This is a genomic window from Streptomyces sp. NPDC002889, from assembly GCF_042888425.1.
GTDB lineage: Bacteria > Actinomycetota > Actinomycetes > Streptomycetales > Streptomycetaceae > Streptomyces.
This window is the reverse complement of sequence record NZ_JBIAPT010000002.1, coordinates 102,953-123,497: the sequence shown is the minus strand read 5'-3', so window position 1 is coordinate 123,497 and position 20,545 is coordinate 102,953. Positions and strand designations below refer to the sequence as shown.

18 protein-coding genes are annotated in these 20,545 nt (G+C 71.3%); 14 read left to right on the top strand and 4 right to left on the bottom strand.

From position 1 onward, the window contains the following. Positions 1-84 precede the first annotated feature (84 nt). Positions 85-1,107 carry an EamA family transporter RarD gene (gene rarD / locus ACFYWI_RS03375; protein WP_389224663.1) on the top strand — a complete coding sequence of 341 codons (1,023 nt, stop codon included), beginning with the start codon at positions 85-87 and terminating at the stop codon, positions 1,105-1,107. Positions 1,108-1,320: 213 nt separating this feature from the next. After that, complete coding sequence (locus tag ACFYWI_RS03370) at positions 1,321-2,187, top strand: hypothetical protein (RefSeq protein ID WP_389224661.1); 867 nt, start codon at positions 1,321-1,323, stop codon at positions 2,185-2,187. Positions 2,188-2,299: 112 nt separating this feature from the next. On the opposite strand, the gene ACFYWI_RS03365 is transcribed toward ACFYWI_RS03370, so the two are convergent. After that, a complete protein-coding gene (locus ACFYWI_RS03365; RefSeq protein ID WP_389224659.1) occupies positions 2,300-2,932 on the bottom strand; it encodes a CGNR zinc finger domain-containing protein in 633 nt (210 codons plus the stop codon). 37 nt (positions 2,933-2,969) lie between these two features. Here ACFYWI_RS03365 and ACFYWI_RS03360 point away from each other — a divergent pair, with 37 nt between their 5' ends. The 3 genes from ACFYWI_RS03360 to ACFYWI_RS03350 all read left to right on the top strand — a co-directional run bounded on the left by ACFYWI_RS03360 (position 2,970) and on the right by ACFYWI_RS03350 (position 5,811). Beyond that, positions 2,970-3,419: a VOC family protein gene (locus ACFYWI_RS03360; RefSeq protein ID WP_389224657.1), complete on the top strand. Its 450-nt coding sequence runs from the start codon at positions 2,970-2,972 to the stop codon at positions 3,417-3,419. Between the two features lie 397 nt (positions 3,420-3,816). Next, positions 3,817-5,151 carry a M28 family metallopeptidase gene (locus ACFYWI_RS03355; RefSeq protein WP_389224655.1) on the top strand — a complete coding sequence of 445 codons (1,335 nt, stop codon included), beginning with the start codon at positions 3,817-3,819 and terminating at the stop codon, positions 5,149-5,151. A 96-nt stretch (positions 5,152-5,247) separates the two neighbouring features. Beyond that, entirely contained in the window at positions 5,248-5,811 is a 564-nt protein-coding gene (locus tag ACFYWI_RS03350) for a flavodoxin family protein (protein WP_389224653.1), read from the top strand. A 79-nt stretch (positions 5,812-5,890) separates the two neighbouring features. Here the strand turns inward: ACFYWI_RS03350 and ACFYWI_RS03345 are convergent, their stop codons facing one another. The 3 genes from ACFYWI_RS03345 to ACFYWI_RS03335 form a co-directional block, all read right to left on the bottom strand. Continuing rightward, positions 5,891-7,141: an outer membrane lipoprotein carrier protein LolA gene (locus ACFYWI_RS03345; RefSeq protein WP_389224651.1), complete on the bottom strand. Its 1,251-nt coding sequence runs from the start codon at positions 7,139-7,141 to the stop codon at positions 5,891-5,893. Between the two features lie 178 nt (positions 7,142-7,319). Continuing rightward, a complete protein-coding gene (locus ACFYWI_RS03340; RefSeq protein ID WP_389224649.1) occupies positions 7,320-8,333 on the bottom strand; it encodes a CHRD domain-containing protein in 1,014 nt (337 codons plus the stop codon). Positions 8,334-8,517: 184 nt separating this feature from the next. After that, positions 8,518-9,528 (bottom strand): polyprenyl synthetase family protein, encoded by a 1,011-nt coding sequence (locus ACFYWI_RS03335; RefSeq protein ID WP_389224647.1) that lies wholly within the window; start codon positions 9,526-9,528, stop codon positions 8,518-8,520. A 205-nt stretch (positions 9,529-9,733) separates the two neighbouring features. Between ACFYWI_RS03335 and ACFYWI_RS03330 the strand changes: the two genes are divergently transcribed. From ACFYWI_RS03330 to ACFYWI_RS03290, 9 genes are all read left to right on the top strand, one after another. Then, complete coding sequence (locus ACFYWI_RS03330; RefSeq protein WP_389225207.1) at positions 9,734-11,752, top strand: CocE/NonD family hydrolase; 2,019 nt, start codon at positions 9,734-9,736, stop codon at positions 11,750-11,752. 225 nt (positions 11,753-11,977) lie between these two features. After that, complete coding sequence (gene fahA, locus ACFYWI_RS03325) at positions 11,978-13,204, top strand: fumarylacetoacetase (protein WP_389224645.1); 1,227 nt, start codon at positions 11,978-11,980, stop codon at positions 13,202-13,204. Beyond that, entirely contained in the window at positions 13,201-13,503 is a 303-nt protein-coding gene (locus ACFYWI_RS03320; RefSeq protein ID WP_389224643.1) for a hypothetical protein, read from the top strand. The genes fahA and ACFYWI_RS03320 overlap by 4 nt, the downstream gene beginning before the upstream one ends. A 119-nt stretch (positions 13,504-13,622) precedes the next feature. Continuing rightward, on the top strand, positions 13,623-14,393 hold the full coding sequence (locus ACFYWI_RS03315; RefSeq protein ID WP_389224641.1) for a GntR family transcriptional regulator: 771 nt from the start codon (positions 13,623-13,625) through the stop codon (positions 14,391-14,393). 41 nt (positions 14,394-14,434) lie between these two features. Then, positions 14,435-14,662 carry a ferredoxin family protein gene (locus tag ACFYWI_RS03310; protein ID WP_356912040.1) on the top strand — a complete coding sequence of 76 codons (228 nt, stop codon included), beginning with the start codon at positions 14,435-14,437 and terminating at the stop codon, positions 14,660-14,662. Positions 14,663-14,675: 13 nt separating this feature from the next. Beyond that, positions 14,676-16,025: an ABC transporter substrate-binding protein gene (locus ACFYWI_RS03305; RefSeq protein ID WP_389224639.1), complete on the top strand. Its 1,350-nt coding sequence runs from the start codon at positions 14,676-14,678 to the stop codon at positions 16,023-16,025. Beyond that, positions 16,022-16,855, top strand: a complete 834-nt coding sequence (locus tag ACFYWI_RS03300; RefSeq protein ID WP_389224637.1) for an ABC transporter permease — start codon at positions 16,022-16,024, stop codon at positions 16,853-16,855. The genes ACFYWI_RS03305 and ACFYWI_RS03300 overlap by 4 nt, the downstream gene beginning before the upstream one ends. Positions 16,856-17,025: 170 nt before the next feature. Beyond that, positions 17,026-17,796, top strand: coding sequence for an ABC transporter ATP-binding protein (locus ACFYWI_RS03295; protein WP_389224635.1), 771 nt, complete (start codon positions 17,026-17,028; stop codon positions 17,794-17,796). 12 nt (positions 17,797-17,808) lie between these two features. Then, complete coding sequence (locus tag ACFYWI_RS03290; RefSeq protein WP_389224633.1) at positions 17,809-20,517, top strand: fumarate reductase/succinate dehydrogenase flavoprotein subunit; 2,709 nt, start codon at positions 17,809-17,811, stop codon at positions 20,515-20,517. Positions 20,518-20,545 lie beyond the last annotated feature (28 nt).

The window sequence follows — 20,545 nt, the reverse complement described above, 5'->3', positions numbered from 1 at the left end:
TGACCGTATTGCAATACGGACATGACATCCTGCCCCTGCGCGGCGTACCTTCTTCGAGGTGACGCGCGCAGGACAGGAGGGTCAGTGAAGTCGCAGAGCGAACAGCGGGCAGGCCTGTTGTACGGGATCGGCGCCTACGGCATGTGGGGTCTGGTCCCGCTCTTCTGGCCTCTGCTCAAGCCGTCCGGCGCGCTGGAGATCCTCGCCCACCGGATGGTCTGGTCACTGGCCTTCGTCGGCGTCACGCTGCTGGCGCTGAGGCGCTGGGGGTGGATCCGCGAGCTGCTGCGACAGCCCCGCAAGCTGGGACTCGTCGCCGTTGCCGCGGCGGTGATCACCGTCAACTGGGGTGTCTACATCTGGGCCGTGAACTCCGGCCATGTCGTCGAGGCGTCGCTCGGCTACTTCATCAACCCTCTGGTCACCATCGCCATGGGCGTACTGCTGCTCAAGGAGCGGCTGCGGCCGGTTCAGTGGGCGGCCGTCGGTACCGGTTTCGCCGCAGTGCTGGTCCTGGCGATCGGTTACGGCAGGCCGCCGTGGATCTCACTCACGCTGGCCTTCTCCTTCGCCACGTACGGACTGGTCAAGAAGAAGGTCAACATCGGCGGACTCGAGTCGCTGGCCGCCGAGACCGCGATCCAGTTCCTGCCGGCGCTCGCCTTCCTGGTCTGGCTCGGCGCGAACGGCTCCGCCACCTTCGGCTTCCACGGCGCCGGCCACGCGGCGCTGCTCGCCGCGACGGGCGTGGTGACGGCGGTACCGCTGGTCTGCTTCGGCGCGGCGGCGATCCGGGTACCGCTGTCCACGCTCGGGCTGCTGCAGTACCTGGCACCGGTGTTCCAGTTCCTGCTGGGGGTCGCGTACTTCCACGAGGCGATGCCACCGGAGCGGTGGGCCGGGTTCGCGCTCGTGTGGCTGGCGCTGACCTGCCTGACCTGGGACGCGCTGCGCAACGCGCGGCGTACGAAGACCCGGGCACTGCTGCTGGCGGCACAGGTGGCGGCCGACGGACCGGCTGCGGCGGCGGTGGCCGTGGCGGCTGCGCCCGACCCCGGGCCGGCCCCGGCGGCGCGCCCGGAACCGCAGTCCGAGCCCACGGGCTGACCCCGCCGGGCCCCTGCCGGGGTCAGCGCGCCGACGTCACGTGAGGCAGCTCGTCCCCGCTCGCCGGGCGGCACCCGCCGGGACCTATTAACCACCCGAACAGCCCTGCGCTGCCGCCGCGCACAGGCAGTGACGGGTCGAGCGGTGTACCCCGGGAAGCACAGGCCGCGGTCGTCCGGACCGAGGCCCCCCGCAGAGCGGAGAGCATGCGCCATGTGGCATCCCTTCGCACTGTCCGTCGATTTCGGACAGGGGATCACCGACGCGTGGTCCGCCGTGGCGCGGTTCATCCCCAAGTTCTTCGCGTTCCTGGCGATCCTGGTCGTCGGCTGGATCGTGGCCAGAACGATCGCAAAGATCGCGGGCCGTGTACTGCGCAAGGTCGGGTTCGAACAGCTCGCCGAGCGCGGTGGCGTGGCCGACAGGCTGAGGGGATCCGAGTACGACGCGACCGGGATCATCGTCAGAATCGTCTACTACGCGTTCCTGCTGACGGCTCTGCAGCTGGCCTTCGGGGTCTTCGGCCCCAACCCGGTCAGCACCATGATCGACTCCATCGTCGCCTGGCTGCCGAAGGCGATCGTCGCCTGCGTCGTCGTCGTCGTGGCCATGGCCATCGCCCGCGCGGTGCGCGACATCGTCACGGGAGCGCTGGGCACGGCCTCGTACGGCAGGATCCTCGCGACCACCGCCTGGGCCTTCATCGTGGGCCTCGGGGTGATCGCGGCGCTCGGCCAGGCACAGATCGCGGTCACGGTGACCGGCCCGGTACTCATCGCGGTGCTGGCCACGATCGCCGGCGTGGTCGTCGTGGGCGTGGGCGGCGGTCTCGTCCATCCGATGCGGCAGCGCTGGGAGCGGTGGCTGTCGAACGCCGAAGCGGAGTGGGACCGTGCCCGGGACACCAGGTCGCGCGGCCGCCACGGCGCGTCGCCGCCGAGCCGCGCGCCCGAGTACGAGCGCCCGCCTCCCGGCCGGCCGGGAGGCGGGAGCACGGGCAGAGGCCAGGACCTCGAGGACGAGGGCGAGTGGGGCGACGAAGAGCCCCCCATTCTGGGCGACGGCCGCGATCCGATGTGACAAGCGGCAGCCGGGCGCGGGTCCTCGGCCACGGCGGCGGGCGGCAACGGCAGGGTCCGGGACACGCCGATCTCCCGGCCTGCGTCCTCGGTCGGCCCAACAGGCCTGCCCCTCATGACACTCCTCCTTCTGCCGCTTCTGCCGCGGGGTCCGCATCGCTGTCCGCCAGGCGTGCGCGGTGGGCCCGCACCTTGTTGCGGTTCCCGCACCGTTCCATCGCGCACCAGCGGCGGCGGCCGGGGCGCGAGATGTCGACGAAGAGCAGGTGGCAGTCGTGCGAGCCGCATTCACGGATCCGGTGCGCGTACGGACCGGTGAACAGGTCGACCGCGTCGCGCGCGACGGTCGACAGCAACTGGTCCACGGTCGCGCCGGGGGCCCACTGCCGCGATCCGTCGGCGGCGAGGCGAGCCACGAGCGGGGCCTTGGCCGCCGCCGCGTTCACCACCGCGACATCGGCCGGGTCGAGGTCGCGGGCATGCGCCCGGGCCGCGGTCATTCCCAGCAGCGCGTCGCGCACTTCCCGCACGGCAGCCAGCTCGCGCTCATCCGCGGTCAGTTCCAACCCGCCGGACAGTCGGCTGCTCGCCACCCAGGCGAGCAGTCCGGCCGGCTCGCCCAGCACCTCGTACCGCGCGAGCGCGCCGGGCCCGCCGGTCGGCAGCAGCTCCAGACAGAGCGCACCCGGATCGAAGCGGTACGGACGGCCTTCCGGCGTCCGCAGGACCAGCCCCGGCGTTTCCATTGCGACCTCCATCGTGTAACCACTATAACTGGTTGACATGCCGCTGCACTGGAAACTCGTGATCGACGCGACCGATCCCCACGCCCAGGCCGACTTCTGGGCCGAGACCCTCGGCTACCTGGTCGAGGACAACAGCCACCTGATCGACCAGCTCCTCACCCACGGGGCCGTACCGCGCGAGGCGACGGTGGAATCCCACGGCCGGCGCTCCTGGCGTGATCTGGTCGCCGTCCGTCATCCGGACGACGCCTACGACGAGCACAGCGGCACGGGCCTCGGCCGCCGCATCCTGTTCCAGCGCGTCCCCGAGCCCAAGACGGCCAAGAACCGCCTCCACCTGGACCTGCACACGGACCCGGGCAGCCGGGACGCGGAGACGGCCCGCCTCGAAGCCCTCGGCGCGACGGTCGTGAACCGGGTGGACGAACCCGGCGGTTCCTGGGTCGTGATGGCCGACCCGGAGGGCAACGAGTTCTGCGTCCACTAGCCCTGTCCGGGCGATCCCCCCGGGCCCACGACGACAGCTACGGCACCTCGCTGTGCTGTCGGGGTCGCCCGAGTACGTCCGGCACGAGAGCGATCTTCCCCGGCCTCCGGCCGGGCGGTACCCCCACCGCCTTGCGATGCGCCCCCTCGGCCCTCCGGGCCCGGGGAAACCCCATGCATCCGACGCCGCGGGCCGACCTCGATGACCGCCCGGACAGGACCCAGTAGTCGTTCGGTATACGAACGCCACTGACCGATTTCCGCCCTTGACGGTGTGTCAGCCTCTCACTCACCATTCAGCACGCACAGCGCATCACAGCTCCAGCGCCCCGGGACCCGCCGTCCCGGGGCGTCATGCACGTTCCGTCCCATCCCCGTACGGAATCCGGAGCCCCCACATGACCCTCTCCGTTCCCAGACGCACCGTCGCGGCCGCGGCACTCGCCCTCGCCGGACTGCTCGCCCCCGCCGTACCCGTCGCGAGCGCCGCCGCGGCGGCGGCGGACCAGTCGGCCGCGCCGGTGACCGCACTCGCCGCGCCCGACATACCGCTCGCCAACGTCAAGGCGCATCTCACCGAGCTCCAGTCGATCGCCACCGCCAACGGCGGCAACCGGGCCCACGGCCGGGCCGGGTACAAGGCCTCCCTGGACTATGTGAAGGCCAAGCTCGACGCAGCCGGATTCACCACCACCGTCCAGCAGTTCACCTCCAGCGGCGCGACCGGGTACAACCTGATCGCCGACTGGCCCGGGGGCGACGTCAACCAGACCCTGATGGCGGGAGCGCACCTCGACTCGGTCACCTCGGGAGCCGGGATCAACGACAACGGCTCCGGTTCCGCCGCCGTACTGGAGACCGCGCTCGCCGTCTCCCGCGCCCGGCTCCAGCCGGCGAAGCATCTGCGTTTCGGCTGGTGGGGCGCCGAGGAACTGGGACTGGTCGGCTCGAAGTACTACGTCAACAACCTGCCGGCCACCGAGCGTTCGAAGCTCTCGGGCTATCTGAACTTCGACATGATCGGCTCCCCGAACCCGGGCTACTTCGTCTACGACGACGACCCGACGATCGAGCAGACCTTCAAGGACTACTTCGCCGGCCTCGGTGTCGCCACCGAGATCGAGACCGAGGGCGACGGCCGCTCGGACCACGCGTCCTTCAAGAACGTGGGCATACCCGTCGGAGGTCTGTTCACCGGCGCGAGCCGTACGAAGAGCGCCGCCCAGGCCCAGAAGTGGGGCGGCACCTCCGGCCAGGCCTTCGACCGCTGCTACCACTCCTCCTGCGACTCCTCGACAAACATCAACGACACCGCGCTCGACCGCAACAGCGACGCCGTCGCCCACGCGATCTGGACCCTGTCGGCCGGCACGACGGTTCCGCCCGGTGACGTGTACGAGAACGCCGCCGATGTCGCCGTCCCGGACAACGGCGCCGCCGTCACCTCCACCGTGGGTGTCTCGGGCCGCACCGGCAACGCCCCGGCCGCTCTTCAGGTCGGCGTCGACATCAAGCACACCTGGCGCGGCGACCTGGTCGTCGATCTGGTGGCCCCCGACGGGACCGCGTACCGGCTGAAGAACTCCAGCGGCAGCGACTCGGCCGACAACGTCGTCGCCACGTACACCGTGAACGCTTCCGCCGAGGCGGCGAACGGCGACTGGAAGCTGCGGGTGCAGGACGTGGCCCGGTACGACACCGGCTACATCGACAGCTGGAAGCTCACCTTCTGAGGCCTGTCGAGGCCGCTCAGGACTGCCACCCCCCACGACTGGATGCGTGTGCATATACTGCACACGCATGCAGTCACGCTCGATGGGGAGATGGTCATGGCCCGCACGTTCCTGTTCCTGCTCGGCAGCAGCCGCACCGGCGGAAACACCGAGATGCTGGCCCGGCTGGCCGCCGAGCAACTCCCGGCCGGGGCCGAGCAGCGCTGGTTGGACCTGGCCGCACACCCGCTGCCCGACTTCGAGGACGTGCGCCACGACGACGAGATCTGTCCCGCGCCCACCGGGCACGCCGCCGCCCTGCTGGACGCCACGTTGGACGCGACCGACCTGGTGATCGCCTCGCCGCTGTACTGGTATTCCGTGTCCACCTCCACCAAGCGGTATCTGGACCACTGGTCGGGGTGGATGCGGGTGCCCGGCCTGGACTTCAAGCCGCGCATGGCCGGCCGCACCCTGTGGGGCGTCACCGCGCTCGCGGACCCCGAGCGGTCTGCGGCCGATCCGCTGGTCGGGACGCTGCGCGCCACCGCCTCGTACATGCGGATGCGGTGGGGCGGGGTGCTGCTGGGCAACGGCAGCCGTCCCGGTGACGTACACGACGACGTGCGGGCCCGTGCCGACGCCAAGGAGTTCTTCGCGTCGGCGGTCCTCACGCCGTGATGGGTCAGCTCTGCGCCCCGCCGGAGCGTGCGGCGGGGCACAGACCGCAAAGACTCGTACAGGGTCCGCCCGGGTGTGGCTACTTGGCCTCGTTCGCTGCCTTCACCAGTGCGTCCTTGGTGACAGCGCCGACGTAGACGGTGCCGTCGTCCGTCATCAGGGCGTTGACCAGTCGGGTCGAGAAGACCGTGCCCGAGCCGAACTTCCCGGTGACCTTGTCACCCAGCGAGTCCATGAACTGCTGTGCCTCGGGCGGTACGTCGCCGCCCTTCGCACCGTCCTCGGCGCCGCCGAAGTCCCCGTCGCCCGCTCCCTCGATCCTGGCGATCGAGGTCCAGCCCTCGCCGATGACGTCCAGGCCGCCGAAGTCCTCAGGTCCCGCGAACTCCTCGGGAGTGGTGTGCTCCTTCTGCCGCTCCAGCTCGTCCGCCTCGGTCACCTTGGCGCCCTTGGGCGGGGTGAAGTCGAAGGTGGACGCGGCCGGCTCGGCGAAGTCGACCTTCGTGAAGCCCGCGTCGAGCACGGCCTTGCCACCGCTGCTCGGGCTGAGCGTGAACTTCAGGGGGGTGCCGTTCTCGGCGTCCACCGCGACCGTGATCGCACCGACCGTCGAGCCCTCCTGCTCGGGCTTGATGACGAGTTTGTACGCATCCCGCCCGGCCACCTGCGCCGTGCCGCCGACGGTCACCGAGGTGGTGCCGTCCGCTGCCTTCAGCGCCTCCTGCGCGAACTCCTTCGGCGTGGTGGGCAGTTCCTTCGGGAGATCCTCGGGAAGCTCCTGGTCCTTGCCGGAACGCTCGTGCCGGCCGTCGTCCTTGCCGTGGTAGACCTCGTTGGTGGCGCTGTCGTAGCCCCAGACCTCGTCCCCGTTGTGGATCAGGCTGTACTCGGCGGAGTCGTCCAGGAGGGACACCTTCTGCCGGTCGGGGCCGTCGGCCGCGATCCGCAGGGTGTGGGTACCGGACGCCAGCTGCATCAGCTTGGCGTCGGGGGACGCGGCCGACCCCTCGCCCTCGCCGCCCCCGGGGGCGAACGAGCCGCCGTCGAGGCCCGCGAGCCCCTCGAGCGACGGAAGACCGAGATCCGTGGTGATCTTCACCGTGCCCGAGAGCTGCTGGGTGTCCGACGCGGCGATCTTCTCGATGAGTTCCTGCGCGGTGATGTCCGGCAGGTCGGGGTCACCGGAGGCAGCGAGCGCCGGGACGAGCCCGATGGTCGCCGCCGCCACCCCGGCCACCGCGAGGGGGACGACGTAGCGGGCGGCCTTGCGGCGTCCCACTGCCAGGTCCTTGGCCTCTTCGGTGGTCTGTGCGCTGTCGTTCGGTGCCATGGTGTGCCCTACCTCCGTGGTTGGTCAGGCGTCGTGTATTCATCTGACCAAAACGGCACGGAAGAAGCGTCAGACCGCGGGCGCAACTTGGCGTACTGCTCTGGGATGACACAAAGGCGCGGCGCGTCCCCCGACCAGTAGGGGACGCGCCGTGCCCGCATGTGGTGAGCCGTGGCTGCTACTTCTGGACGAAGACGTAGTCGGCTCCGTACGGGACGCCGACGATCGCGCCCTTGCCGCAGCTGCCGGCCGGGGCCACGCCGCCGACCGTGTTCAGCCGGAAGATCTCCTGGGTCTGCGCGAACAGGCCCCGCTTCTTGCCGGACCGGGTGGCCTTCAGATCCAGCTCCGGGATGTTCTTGTCCCCGTTCGGCGTCTTGCTGATCAGGGACCCGGTGACGGCGCTGTGGTCGGGTGCGATCCACTGCGGTGTACCGGAGTTGGGGGCGACGAAGGAGTGCGCGATGTTCCCGCCCAGCACCGCGCGTACGTCGCGCTGCTGGAAGGAGTACGTGCCGTCCTGGCCCTTCTTGCACTCGTAGATCTGCTTGCCCTTGACGACGGACGCCTGGAAGCCGAGGGCCGCCTTGAACCGGAAGGAGCTGGTGACCTTGTGGAACTGGCCGCGGACGGCGCCGCCCGGGAACTCGGCGGTGTGCAGATTGGCGTAGAAGCCGTTCGGGTCGTTCGTGAACGCGTCGAGCACGGCCTTGTCCTTGACCTCGACGGTGCCGCTCACCGCGCCCGTCCAGCCCCTGGCCTTGGTGCTGCCCTTCCCGAGCAGCTCGGTGAAATCGATCCTGATGCCCCCGTTCGTGCCCTTGGCACCCTGATGGATGTGCAGAGCGGTCGGCTTGTCGGTGCCGCGGAACTTCACCGCGACCGACACCTTGTCCCCCTGGACCTTCACGAATTCGAGCGCCGCGCCGTCGTGGTCACCGACGGCCGGCCCCGACTGCACCGGAACCTCATTGGCACCGTTGAGGCTCGCCACGAAGAACGCGGCCCCCTGGCCCGGCTTCCCCGCGCTGCCGCCGCTCTGGACGCTCACGCCCGAGCCGCTGTCCCCTTGCGCGCCGTGCCGGGCGGAGCCCTTGCCGTCGGCGGCGAAGGCCGGCAGGACCGCGAGGGCCACGCCGGCCGCGGCGGCCACGGCGGTCGTACCGACAAGGATGGTCTTGGTGCGCTTCATCGGTAAATCTCCCCGTACCCACGCTGACGCCCCCTGCGTCAGCTTCTGGGCATGGGTACGGAGTGGATCCGAGGTTAGACTCAATCCAGGAATGTGACCTGTATCACAGATACAGAAAGGGAATGCAAACCTCCGCCGCAAGGTGTACGGCAGGTGAACCAGGAGTGGAGTTACCGCGAGTACGTCAGCCGGCGCGGTGGACGACCGCGTCGCAGAGCTCCTCCAGCGCGGCCTTCGCCGAGCAGTCGGGCAGCGGTGCCAGCATCGTCCGCGCCTCCTGCGCGTACCGCACCGTGTCCCGCCTGGCCTGCTCCAGCGCCGGGTGCACCCGCAGCCGGGCCAGCGCCTGCGCGTGCCGGGCGTCGTCCGTCAGGTCCGCGTCGAGCAGCTCGACGAGCTCCAGGTCCTCGGGCCGCCCGTGCGCCTCGGCCCGGGCACGCAGATGCAGCACCGGCAGTGTCGGAATGCCCTCCCGCAGATCCGTGCCGGGCGTCTTGCCGGACTCGCGCGAGTCGGACGCGATGTCGAGCACGTCGTCGGCGAGCTGGAAGGCTACGCCGAGCCGCTCCCCGTACTGGGTCAGGATGTCCACGACCTGCTCGTCGGCGCCGGACATCATGCCCCCGAACCGGCACGCCACGGCGACCAGGGAGCCGGTCTTGCCACCGAGTACGTCGAGGTAGTGCTCCACCGGGTCGCGGCCGTCACGCGGCCCCGCGGTCTCCAGGATCTGACCGGTGACCAGTCGCTCGAACGCCTCCGCCTGGATGCGTACGGCCTCGGGGCCGAGGTCGGCCAGGATGTGCGACGCACGGGCGAACAGGAAGTCGCCGGTCAGGACCGCGACCGAGTTGCCCCAGCGGGCGTTGGCACTGGCCACGCCGCGGCGCACATCCGCCTCGTCCATGACGTCGTCGTGGTAGAGGGTGGCGAGGTGGGTGAGTTCGACAACGACGGCGGAGGGCGCGATGCCCGGCGCGTACGGGTCACCGAACTGGGCGGCCAGCATCACCAGCAACGGCCGGAAACGCTTCCCGCCGGCCCGGACGAGGTGCTGCGCGGCCCCCGTGATGAAGGGCACCTCGCTCTTGGTGGCCTCGAGCAGCCCCGCCTCGACAGCAGACAACCCGGTCTGGACATCGGCCTCAAGAGCCTGGTCCCGCACGCTCAGCCCGAACGGCCCGACGACGGTCACGAGGGGTACTCCTGTCTGCTGACGATCACATGGATTGTCGATGTGTCGCTGTCTTCACTCAAGTCAGCGTATCCGGTCGCGTTTCGATCACCATGAGCGCCTTCCCGCCACCCCCGGTATGTTCGTGATCAGGCTATATATCCAGAAGTAGTGCATCAGTCCCGACCCGTCGCCCGGGCCCTTGAGCAGCGCCGCCGAGGTCGCCATGCGCATCCGCACCGAGTTCCCGTACAAGACCGCCCATGAGGACCTCCGCATTCCGCTCCCGGACGGCATCACGCTGTACGCGCGCATCTGGCGGCCGGTGACCGACGAGCCCGTGCCCGCCCTGCTCGAGTACGTGCCGCACCGGCTCACCGACGGCACCGCCGCCCGCGACGCCCAGCGCCACCCCTGGTACGCGGGCCACGGTTACGCCTCCGTTCGGGTCGATGTGCGCGGCCACGGCAACAGCGAGGGCCTGCCGGGCGACGAGTGCGACGCCACGGAGATCGTCGACGGGGCCGAGGTGATCGAGTGGCTGGCCGGGCAGCCGTGGTGCTCGGGCAGGGTCGGCATGTTCGGGCTCGGCCGGGGCGGGCGCAGTGCGCTGCGGATCGCCGCGCTCGCGCCCTGGCCGCTGAAGGCCGTTGTCACGGTCTGCGCGAGTGACGACCCGTACGACAACGACGGGCTCCACCTGGGCGGCGCGGTGAGCGCCGCCGGGCTGCACGCGAGGGCCGCCGCCCTGCTCGCCGGCACGGTGCGCCCGCCCGACCCGCTGTTCACCGGTGAGAGCTGGCGCACGCTGTGGCTGAAACGGCTCGAGGCGCTCACGCCGTACGTCCACACCTGGCTCGGCCACCAGCTCCGCGACGAGCACTGGCGGCACGCGGCGCTCCCCGAGGACCACACAGGCATCGAGGCGGCGGTGCTGGCAGTGGGCGGCTGGCACGAACCGCACCGGGACACCGTGCTGCGCCTGGTCAGCCGGTTGCCACGCGAGCGCGTGCGCGGACTGATCGGCCCCTGGCCGCACCAGTACCCCGACACCGCGCGGCCGCCCGGGCCGGCGATCGGGTTCCTGCAGGAGACGCTGCGCTGGTGGGACCACTGGCTGAAGGCCGATTCCGACAGCGCCTCGGGCGCGGGGGCCACCGGCGTGATGGCCGAGCCGCTGCTGCGCTCCTGGATCGGCGCGGCACATCCGCCCGCGACGGCGTACGCCGAGCCGCCGGGCGGCCGCTGGGTCGGCGACGACGTCTGGCCGTCGCCGCACATCACCCTCGTCCCGTACGGACTCGGCGGCGCGCCGGTCCTCGTGCACTCGCCGCAGCACACCGGCGTGGACGCCGGGCGCCTCCGTCCCGTCGGGCAGGACGCCGACCTGCCGCCCGACCAGCGCGAGGAGGACGCCCGTTCGGCGTGTTTCGAGTTCCCTGTCGGCGACGAGGCGATCGACATCCTCGGCCGCCCACAGGTCACGCTGCGGCTGCGGCTGGATGTGCCGCACGGCCAGGCCGTCGCCCGGATCTGCGACGTTGCCCCCGACGGCGCAGCCACCCTCGTCACGCGCGGCGTGCTCGACATGGCCGCCCGCCACGGCCGGGAGCGGTGCGACGCCTGGACGCCCGGCGAGACGGAGGAGGTCGGCTTCGAGCTGTCCGCGATGGGCCACACATTCCCTCCGGGTCACCGCATCCGGCTGGCCGTCTCCTGCGCGTACTGGCCATGGGTCTGGCCGCGCGCCGGGTCGGCGGGCTTCACGCTCGACCCGGAGGGCTCGCGCCTCGAACTCCCCGTACGCGAACGCACCACGGACACGATCGCCTTCGAGGACCCCGAGCACGCCGAACCGCTCGGGGTCAGCATCCCCGTCACACTCGACAAGCGGCGCCCCGCGCTGCTGGTGACCCGGGACGTCGCCGAGGGCGAATGGCGTCTGGAGTGCGACCCGGGCCCCGGCGGCACCCAGGTGTTCCCGGACGGACTGGAGTTCACCGAACAGGCCCTGGAGACGTACACGATCCACGAGGACGATCCGCTGTCCGCCGGGGCACGCAGCGACTGGACGATCCGGCTGCACCGGCCCGAACTGTCATGGGACGTGCGGATCGAGACCCACTCCGACCTCACCTGCGACCACATCGGCTTCCGCACCCGGGACGAGGTGGTGTGCCGGGACGGCGACGAGATCGTCTTCCACCGCACCTGGGAGAAACGCGTCCCCCGCGTGACGGGGTGACCCGGCTGCCCCGGCGGACGCGGCGGACCCACGACGCCCGGCACCCCGCCGACCGCGAAAGCGGCCGGGTCGCGAGAAGTTGCCGTTCCGCCGCGCACCGCCCGGCGGAACGGTGCGAACCTCCCCCTCACCTGGGACTCCCGCGACACTCATGGGGCACTGCCACCACCTGGGGGTGCCGACGTAACGTGTTCCCCACACACGTGGAAAGCGAGGCAAGCACCGATGCCCGAGCAGAGCCCGCTCGATCTGGCCGAAGGCGATCCCTTCGGCCCGCACAACCTCCCGTACGGCGTCTTCACCACGGCCGACGAGCCGGATCGCCGGCGGCTCGGCGTCCGCATCGGAAACCATGTCCTCGACGCCGGGGCCGCGGCTCATGCCCTCGGCTCCCCGTACGCAGCGCTGCTGGCGCAGCCCACCCTCAATCCGCTGCTGGCGGCGGGCCGGACCGCATGGCGCGATGTGCGGCGTGCGCTGACCGCGTGGGTCTCGGTGCCCGCGCACCGGCCCGACATAGAGCCCCTGCTGCACCCGCTGGGCTCGGTGACGCTGCACCTTCCGTACGAGGTCGCCGACTACGTCGACTTCTACGCGAGCGAGCACCACGCCACCAACGTGGGCAGGATCTTCCGCCCGGACGGCGACGCGCTCACCCCCAACTGGAAGCATCTGCCGATCGGTTACCACGGCAGGTCCGGCACGATCGTCGTCTCCGGCACGGAAGTGACGCGCCCCCACGGGCAGCGCAAGGCCCCGTCCGACGCGGCTCCCGTCTTCGGCCCGTCCGTGAAGCTCGACATCGAGGCCGAGGTCGGCTTCGTCGTCGGCACCCCTTCCGAGCGGGGCACACCGGTCGCCCTCGGGGACTTCCGCGACCATGTCTTCGGGCTCTTCCTCCTCAACGACTGGTCGGCGCGCGACATCCAGGCCTGGGAGTACGTGCCGCTCGGCCCGTTCCTCGGCAAGTCCTTCGCCACCTCCGTCTCCGCCTGGGTGACCCCGCTGGAGGCCCTGGACGCCGCGCGGACCGACCCGCCCGCCCGGGACGTCGACCTGCTCCCGTATCTCGACGACTCCGCCGACGAGGAGCCGGGCGGCTTCGACGTACACATCACGGTGTCGATCAACGGCGAGGCCGTCGCCGAGCCGCCGTTCGCGAGCATGTACTGGACAGCCGCCCAGCAGCTCGCCCATATGACGGTCAACGGCGCCTCGCTGCGCACCGGTGACGTCTTCGGCTCCGGCACCGTCAGCGGCCCGGAGGTCCAGCAGCGCGGCTCGCTGCTCGAACTCACCTGGAACGGACGGGACGCCCTCGAGCTGACCGGCGGCAAGCGCACCTTCCTGGAGGACGGCGACGAGGTGACCATGACCGCCTGGGCCCCCGGCCCCGACGGCGTACGCGTCGGACTCGGCGAGGTCACCGGACGGATCGCTCCCTCGGCATGACCCGCACGGTCCGGGGTCTCGTCACACCCGCGTCCCTGGGACTGCTCCTCGCCGGCTGCTCGGACACGCCGAGCCCGGCGGAGCGGTACCGGGAGGGCTACCGCTACGGCCGCGACGAGATCCCGGACGGCCATGTGGACGATGCCACCTCCCCGGCCGACACGGCCGGGGAGGCCGGGGCGGACGCGGAGTGCGGCGAGCACGCAGAGACCGACGGGATCGAACCCTTCCCGCCCTCCGAGGCGTGGACGGCGGGCTGCCGGGACGGGGCCCGCGGCCTGCCGCCGTCGTGGGACTGAGTGGCAGATCTTCGACTCTCCGCCCTGAACATGCAGGTCAACGCGTTGCTGCCGGGTGCTCAGGTGGCGCAATACTGTGGCAACACCATTGTGCGGAAAGCGTCGGTATGGTCCCTCGCATGCCAGCCGAACGCCTCCGTGAGCACACCGTGCCCCTCGCCGCCGCACGCCGGCGACGGCTGCGCGCGGACCAGGCACGGCAGCTCGCCGACCTGCTGCGCCACCAGGCGCGCACGGGCGGGTTCCCCAGTGGTGTACTGCCGCTGGAGGGCGCGATCGGCGAGGAGTACCGGGTATCGCGCAACACCGTCCGGCAGGCACTCGACCTGCTGCGCACGGAAGGACTGATCGAACGGCAGCCGGGCGTCGGCACGGTCGTGGTGTCCGAGAAGTACCCGCACGGCCTCAACCGACTGCAGGGTCTCGCCGAGACCCTGCGCGAACACGGCGACGTCACCAACGAAGTCCGTACCGTCGGCCCCGTCACCGCGCCCGCACCCGTGGCCCGGCGACTCCGCCTCCCGGAGCACGCCGACGTGCTCTACATCGAACGGCTGCGCCTGCTGGGCGGGCTGCCGCTCTCCCTCGACCTCACCTACATCCCGATGGACATCGGTGCCGACCTGATCGGCTGCGACCTGGAGAACACCGATGTCTTCCGGCTGCTGGAATCCCTGACCGGACAGCCGCTCGGCACCGCCGAGATCACACTCGAGGCCGTCAACGCCGACGCGCACTCGGCGAACGTGCTCCAGGCACCGCGCGGCGCCGCCGTGCTGATGCTGGAGCGGCTCACCCATCTCGCCGACGGGCGCCCCGTCGACCTGGAGTTCATCCGCTTCCGCGGCGACCGCATCACGATGAGCGGTCTGCTGCACCGCTCCTGCTGACCCCCGAGCTCCCTTCCGTACCGCTCTTACTGGAGACAGCCATGCCTTTGGCGCCCCAGCGGGCCGACGTGCCCGTGACCATCGACGAGTCGAAGTGCATCGACGGCTGCACCCTGTGCGTCGACATGTGCCCGCTCGACTCACTCGCCATCCACCAGGACAACGGCAAGGCGTACATGCACGTCGACGAGTGCTGGTACTGCGGCCCGTGCGCCGCCCGCTGTCCCACCGGCGCGGTCACGGTCAACATGCCCTATCTGCTCAGGTGAGAGGTCCCACCCCATGTCGCGCAAGACCATTGCCCTGCTCGTCACCACCGCCGCCCTGCTCCCCCTGGCCGGCTGCGGCGGGGACGCGGACGCCGGCGGCTCCCGCACCGTCACGGTGACCGTCGGCTACCAGTCCAAGACCATCAACACCGTCACCGCCGGCACGCTGCTGCGTTCCCTCGGCTACTTCGAGGAGGAGTTGAAGAAGCGCGGCACGCGGGACGGCGTCACCTACAAGGTGGAGTGGCAGGACTACGCCACCGGTGCGCCGATCACCGCGCAGATGACCGCCGGAAAGATCGACATCGGTTCGATGGGCGACTTCCCGCTGCTGATCAACGCCGCCCGGGGCAAGCAGCTGAACCGGCCGACCCACCTGGTCTCCGTCACCGGCTACAACCTGCGCGGCGGCCTCAACACCATCGTCACGGCCCCCGCTTCGAAGCTCGCCTCTCTGAAGGACCTGCGCGGCCGCAAGGTCTCGACGAGTGTCGGCTCCGCGGCCGACGGCACGCTCGTACGGGCCCTCCAGCGCGCCGGGATCGACCCGCAGAACGACATCCGCAAGCTCAACCAGCAGCCCGCGGTAGGGGCGTCGGCGCTCCAGTCCGGCAGCGCGGACGCGCTCTCGCAGTTCGTGGCGTGGCCGGGACTGCTGACCTTCCAGGGCCGGGCGAAGGCGCTGTACGACGGTGCCGAGCTCAACCTGCCCACGTTCCACGGGGTCACCGTGCGCGAGGACTTCGCCGAGAAGCGTCCGGCGGTGCTGGAGGACTTCCTGCGCGCACAGATCAGAGCCACCGACTATCTGCACAAGAAGCCGGTTCAGGCCGCCGAGTCGGTCGCGAAGGCGACCGGGCTGCCGGCCGAGGTCGTCTACCTCTACAACGGCGCGAACGGCATCGCCACCTTCGACCCGTCCGTGAAGGCCGAGCTGGTCGCGGCGCTGAAGAAGGACGTGCCGGTGCTGAAGTCGGCGAAGCTGGTGGGCGACGTGGACGTGGACGACTTCGTCGACGAGCGCCATGTGAAGCGGGCGTACGGCTCGGGCTACGAGAAGGCTGTGGCCACCAAGGCCGGTGCCGCCCGTGCCGAGCTCTGGCTGAAGGACGGCACCACCACGGCCTTCGACTCCCCCGCGGCGCTGCTCGCCCGGGTCGCCGCCGACCCCGACAAGGTGCGCGCCGCGTATGTCCCGGACGCCACGACCGGCACGCTCTGGTTCGCCGACAAGGCGGTGTGGGTGGCGGACGGCACGAAGCTGCTGCCCTTCGTCACCCCGTCCGCCGCAGCGGCCTACGAGGCCGGCCACACCGGTGCCCGGACCGTCCCGTACACCGAAGCGCTGAAGCAGGCGTCATGACACCCCGGCATGCGCTGCGGGTGGCGTCCCTCGCCGGCGCGCTGGGGCTGTGGCAGCTGCTGACCTCGCTGGACGTCAATCTGTGGCTGCGCTTCGAGCAGTTCCCGACGGTCACGGACATCGCCCGTACCTTCGGGCAGCGCGCCGGCAGCGGCCCGTACTGGCAGGACCTGACCGACAGCCTCACCCGTATCGTCACCGGCTTCTCGCTGGCGTCGGTGGCGGGTGTGGCGGTCGGCACGGCGATCGCCAGGTCGCGTCTCGCGGCGGACCTGCTGGGCCCGATTCTCGAGGTGCTGCGCCCCATCCCGGCGATCGCCCTGGTCCCGGTGGCGATCCTGCTCTTCCCCAGCAATGAGCAGGGCATCGTGTTCATCACCTTCACCGCGGCGTTCTTCCCGGTCATGGTCTCCACCCGGCACGCGGTGCGCGCGCTGACCCCGGTCTGGGAGGAGGCGGTCCTCACGATGGGCGGCAGCCGGTGGCGCGTACTCGGCTCGGTGGTACTGCCGGGGGCGCTGCCGGGCATCTTCGGCGGACTGTCGGTGGGCATCGGCGTCTCGTGGATCTGTGTGATCTCGGCGGAGATGATCTCCGGTGAGTACGGGGTGGGTTACCGCACCTGGCAGGACTACACGGTCGTGGACTACCCGGGCGTGTTCGTCGGGATGGCGACGATCGGCCTGCTGGGCTGGCTGACGTCGACGGCGGTGGAGCTGCTGGGGCGACGGCTGACGAGGTGGCTGCCGCGTACGGAGTCGGCCCCACCGGGCCGGGTCGCGCCCCGCCGCGGGGGGCCGGCGCGCGAGCGGGTGCCGGCGGGGACATGAGGTGCGCCTGCGGCGGGCGTTGTTCCCCTACGGCCTGGCGGCCGTAGGGGAAGGGCGGGCAGGGGAGAGCCCGCCGCAGGCCCCAACACCCGCACCCACCCCATTCCTGGTCCCACCCCACCCCGCTCCACTCAACTCCACTCCACTCCACTCCAAGGAGGCGTAGACCGATGACCACACCCCCCGACACCACCCTCGCCCCCGTCGTCGCCCCACTCCGTGGAACCCGGCTCACCCTGCGCGGGGCGACGCTCGGGCGGCCCGGGGCGCCCGTGCTCGACGGGGTCGACCTCGATGTCGTACCGGGCGAGATCCTCGCCGTCGTCGGGCCGTCCGGCTGCGGAAAGTCGACCCTGCTGCGCACCCTCGCCGGGCTGCTCCCCTCCCTCGGCGGCGACGTGACGCAGGACGGCGAGAACATCACCGCCCCCCGCGCCGACCGGGCGCTGATCTTCCAGGACGACGCCCTGCTGCCGTGGCGCAGCGTCCGCGCCAACGTGGAACTCCCCCTCGCCATCAGGGGTGTTACCCGTGCGGCACGGCGGGCCGTCGCCGAAAGCTGGCTGGAGCGAGTGGGACTCGCCGGGCACAGTGCGAAGTTCCCGCACCGGATCTCCGGCGGGCAGCGCCAGCGCGTCCAGCTCGCCCGGGCGCTCGCGGGCGAGCCGCGGGCCGTGCTGATGGACGAGCCCTTCGGCGCGCTGGACGCCCAGACCCGCGCCGGTATGCAGCAGTTGCTCGTCGACGTGCTGCGCGGCACCGGCGCGACCGTCGTCTTCGTCACGCACGACGTGGACGAGGCGCTCTTCCTCGGCGACCGGATCGCACTCCTCGGCACCGATCGCGTCCTCGACGTACCGCGCCCGCGCGACCGCGAGGCCCATGGCGACCCGGCCACCGTCGCCCTGCGCCGTACCGTCCTCGAATCCCTCGGCACCTGAGAGGCCTGCACCATGGACATCCCCTCCCTCGCGGACGCCGACGAGCTCTCCTGCGACGTCCTCGTCATCGGCGGCGGCACGGCCGGGACGATGGCCGCGCTGACCGCCGCCGAGCACGGCGCCAACGTCCTCCTCCTGGAGAAGGCACATGTGCGTCACTCGGGCGCACTCGCCATGGGCATGGACGGCGTCAACAACGCCGTCATCCCCGGCCGCGCCGAGCCCGACGACTATGTCGCCGAGATCACCCGTGCCAACGACGGCATCGTCGACCAGTCGACCGTCCGCCAGACCGCGACCCGCGGTTTCGCGATGGTGCGGCGCCTGGAGTCGTACGGCGTGAAGTTCGAGAAGGACGAGCACGGCGAGTACGCGGTCCGCCAGGTGCACCGCTCCGGCTCGTACGTGCTGCCCATGCCCGAGGGCAAGGACGTCAAGAAGGTCCTCTACCGGCAGCTGCGGCGCCGCGAGATGCGCGAGCGCATCCGGATCGAGAACCGGGTCATGCCGGTGCGCGTGCTGACGGCGGACGGGCGCGCGGTGGGGGCCGCCGGGTTCAACACCCGTACGGGCGCGTTCGTGACCGTACGGGCGGGTGCGGTGATCCTCGCGACCGGGGCGGCCGGGCGGCTCGGGCTGCCCGCGTCCGGCTATCTGTACGGCACGTACGAGAACCCCACCAACGCCGGTGACGGCTATGCGATGGCCTACCACGCGGGCGCCGAACTCACCGGGATCGAGTGCTTCCAGATCAATCCGCTGATCAAGGACTACAACGGCCCGGCCTGCGCGTACGTCGCCAACCCCTTCGGCGGCTACCAGGTCAACCGGCACGGTGAGCGTTTCGTCGACTCCGACTACTGGTCCGGTCAGATGATGGCGGAGTTCGCCGCCGAACTCGCCTCCGACCGCGGCCCGGTCTACCTCAAGCTCAGCCACCTCCCCGAGGAGTCGGTGGCGGCGCTGGAATCGATCCTGCACACGACCGAGCGGCCCACCCGCGGCACCTTCCACGCCAACCGCGGCCACGACTACCGCACCCACGACATCGAGATGCACATCTCGGAGATCGGCCTGTGCGGCGGCCATTCGGCCTCCGGCGTACGGGTCGACGACCACGCCCGCACCACCGTGCCCCGGCTGTACGCGGCCGGGGATCTGGCCTGCGTCCCGCACAACTACATGATCGGCGCCTTCGTCTTCGGCGATCTGGCGGGCGAGGACGCGGCCCGGTACCGGGCATGGGAAGGAGAGCTGCCGGCCGAGCAGCTGCGCGACGCGCATGAGTTGATCTACCGGCCCCTGCACAACCCGGACGGTCCGCCGCAGCCGCAGGTGGAGTACAAGCTGCGCCGCTTCGTGAACGACTACGTGGCGCCCCCGAAGAGCGGGGCCCGGCTCTCCCTCGCCGTGGAGCACTTCGAGCGGATGCGCACGGAGATCGCCGCGATGGGCGCCACCACCGCGCACGAGCTGATGCGCTGCGCCGAGGTGAGCTTCATCCGGGACTGCGCCGAGATGGCGGCCCGCTCGTCGCTGGCACGGACGGAGTCCCGCTGGGGTCTGTACCACGAACGTACGGATCACCCGCAGCGCGATGACGAGGACTGGCTGCACCACCTCGATCTGCGCAAGTCCGCTTCCGGGACGATGGAGTTCACGGCCCGTCCGGTCGCCCCCTATCTCGTCCCGGTCGAGGAGTTCACCCCGGTCGGCGGCCCGTCCCGGCATCTCGGCGAGGTCCGCCTCGAGCAGGTCGCGACGGCCGGCGCGCGCGAGGTCGCGCCGACCGGCTCCGGTATCGCCGCGCCCGTACGTCCCGAGGCGCAGGCCGCGACCGCATCTCCGCGCATCCTGGAGCTGGTGGCCCTCGCCGACGAACAGCCCGAACTGGACGCCGTTGTGCCCTACTTGGCCGACGCCGACCCGGCGGTCCGCCGGGCGGCGGTCGCCACGCTCACGGAGACCACCCCGAACGGCACCGGCCCCGCGTTGGCCGGGGCGCTCGCGGACCCGGACCAGGGTGTGCGGACAGCGGCCGCCGACTCGCTGCGCGAGCTGGTCGAGACACTGCCACCGGAGCCTGCGCTGCGGGAACTGCTCGTGGCCGCCCTCTCCTCCAGCGACCCGGCGGTCCGCACGGCCGCGCTCGATGTGCTGCGCGCCCTGCGGCTGGCGGAGTCCGCCGTCTACTCACCTGCCCTCGGGGACCCGGACATCGGCGTACGGATCGCAGCCGTTCGCGCCCTGGTCTCGGTCGATGCCGTCGACCCGCTGGAGACGGCGGCGGCCGACCCGGCCCGCGAGGTCCGCGTCGCGACGGCGAAGGGTCTGGCGGCGGTCACGGACCCGCGCGTGCTCGCACCGCTCACGCTGCTGGTCCGCGACGACGACGTCCTGGTGCGGGCGGCCGCCTTCGAGGCGCTCGGCACCACGGGGTGCCCCCCGGAGCTCACGGAGCCGGCGGTGGCGGGACTGGCGGACGCGGCTTGGCAGGTCCGGGCCGGAGCGGCCATCGCCCTGCGCGGCGCAGCCTCCGAGGTGGCGGTTCCTGCCCTGGCGAAGACGCTCGACGACCCGAACGCCGATGTGCGCAAGGCGGCGGTGCTCGCCCTGCTGCGCCACACGGCCGACGAGGCCGCCCGCGCCGCTCTGGCGACCGCCACCAGCGACCCGGACGCGGATGTTCGGGCGTACGCGGGGCGGGTCGGCACGACGTGACGCGTGCACACGTGCACGGGGCCGGCAG

Excerpts from the sequence above, each read along its gene's own strand:
- ACFYWI_RS03370 (WP_389224661.1), top strand. The coding sequence starts at position 1,321 with ATGTGGCATCCCTTCGCACTGTCCGTCGATTTCGGACAGGGGATCACC.
- ACFYWI_RS03350 (WP_389224653.1), top strand. The coding sequence starts at position 5,248 with ATGGCCCGCACGTTCCTGTTCCTGCTCGGCAGCAGCCGCACCGGCGGA.
- ACFYWI_RS03320 (WP_389224643.1), top strand. The coding sequence starts at position 13,201 with ATGACCCGCACGGTCCGGGGTCTCGTCACACCCGCGTCCCTGGGACTG.
- ACFYWI_RS03315 (WP_389224641.1), top strand. The coding sequence starts at position 13,623 with ATGCCAGCCGAACGCCTCCGTGAGCACACCGTGCCCCTCGCCGCCGCA.
- ACFYWI_RS03365 (WP_389224659.1), bottom strand. The coding sequence starts at position 2,932 with ATGGAAACGCCGGGGCTGGTCCTGCGGACGCCGGAAGGCCGTCCGTAC.
- ACFYWI_RS03310 (WP_356912040.1), top strand. The coding sequence starts at position 14,435 with ATGCCTTTGGCGCCCCAGCGGGCCGACGTGCCCGTGACCATCGACGAG.
- ACFYWI_RS03355 (WP_389224655.1), top strand. The coding sequence starts at position 3,817 with ATGACCCTCTCCGTTCCCAGACGCACCGTCGCGGCCGCGGCACTCGCC.
- ACFYWI_RS03340 (WP_389224649.1), bottom strand. The coding sequence starts at position 8,333 with ATGAAGCGCACCAAGACCATCCTTGTCGGTACGACCGCCGTGGCCGCC.
- fahA (WP_389224645.1), top strand. The coding sequence starts at position 11,978 with ATGCCCGAGCAGAGCCCGCTCGATCTGGCCGAAGGCGATCCCTTCGGC.
- ACFYWI_RS03295 (WP_389224635.1), top strand. The coding sequence starts at position 17,026 with ATGACCACACCCCCCGACACCACCCTCGCCCCCGTCGTCGCCCCACTC.
- ACFYWI_RS03345 (WP_389224651.1), bottom strand. The coding sequence starts at position 7,141 with ATGGCACCGAACGACAGCGCACAGACCACCGAAGAGGCCAAGGACCTG.
- ACFYWI_RS03300 (WP_389224637.1), top strand. The coding sequence starts at position 16,022 with ATGACACCCCGGCATGCGCTGCGGGTGGCGTCCCTCGCCGGCGCGCTG.
- ACFYWI_RS03330 (WP_389225207.1), top strand. The coding sequence starts at position 9,734 with ATGCGCATCCGCACCGAGTTCCCGTACAAGACCGCCCATGAGGACCTC.
- ACFYWI_RS03305 (WP_389224639.1), top strand. The coding sequence starts at position 14,676 with ATGTCGCGCAAGACCATTGCCCTGCTCGTCACCACCGCCGCCCTGCTC.
- ACFYWI_RS03360 (WP_389224657.1), top strand. The coding sequence starts at position 2,970 with ATGCCGCTGCACTGGAAACTCGTGATCGACGCGACCGATCCCCACGCC.
- ACFYWI_RS03290 (WP_389224633.1), top strand. The coding sequence starts at position 17,809 with ATGGACATCCCCTCCCTCGCGGACGCCGACGAGCTCTCCTGCGACGTC.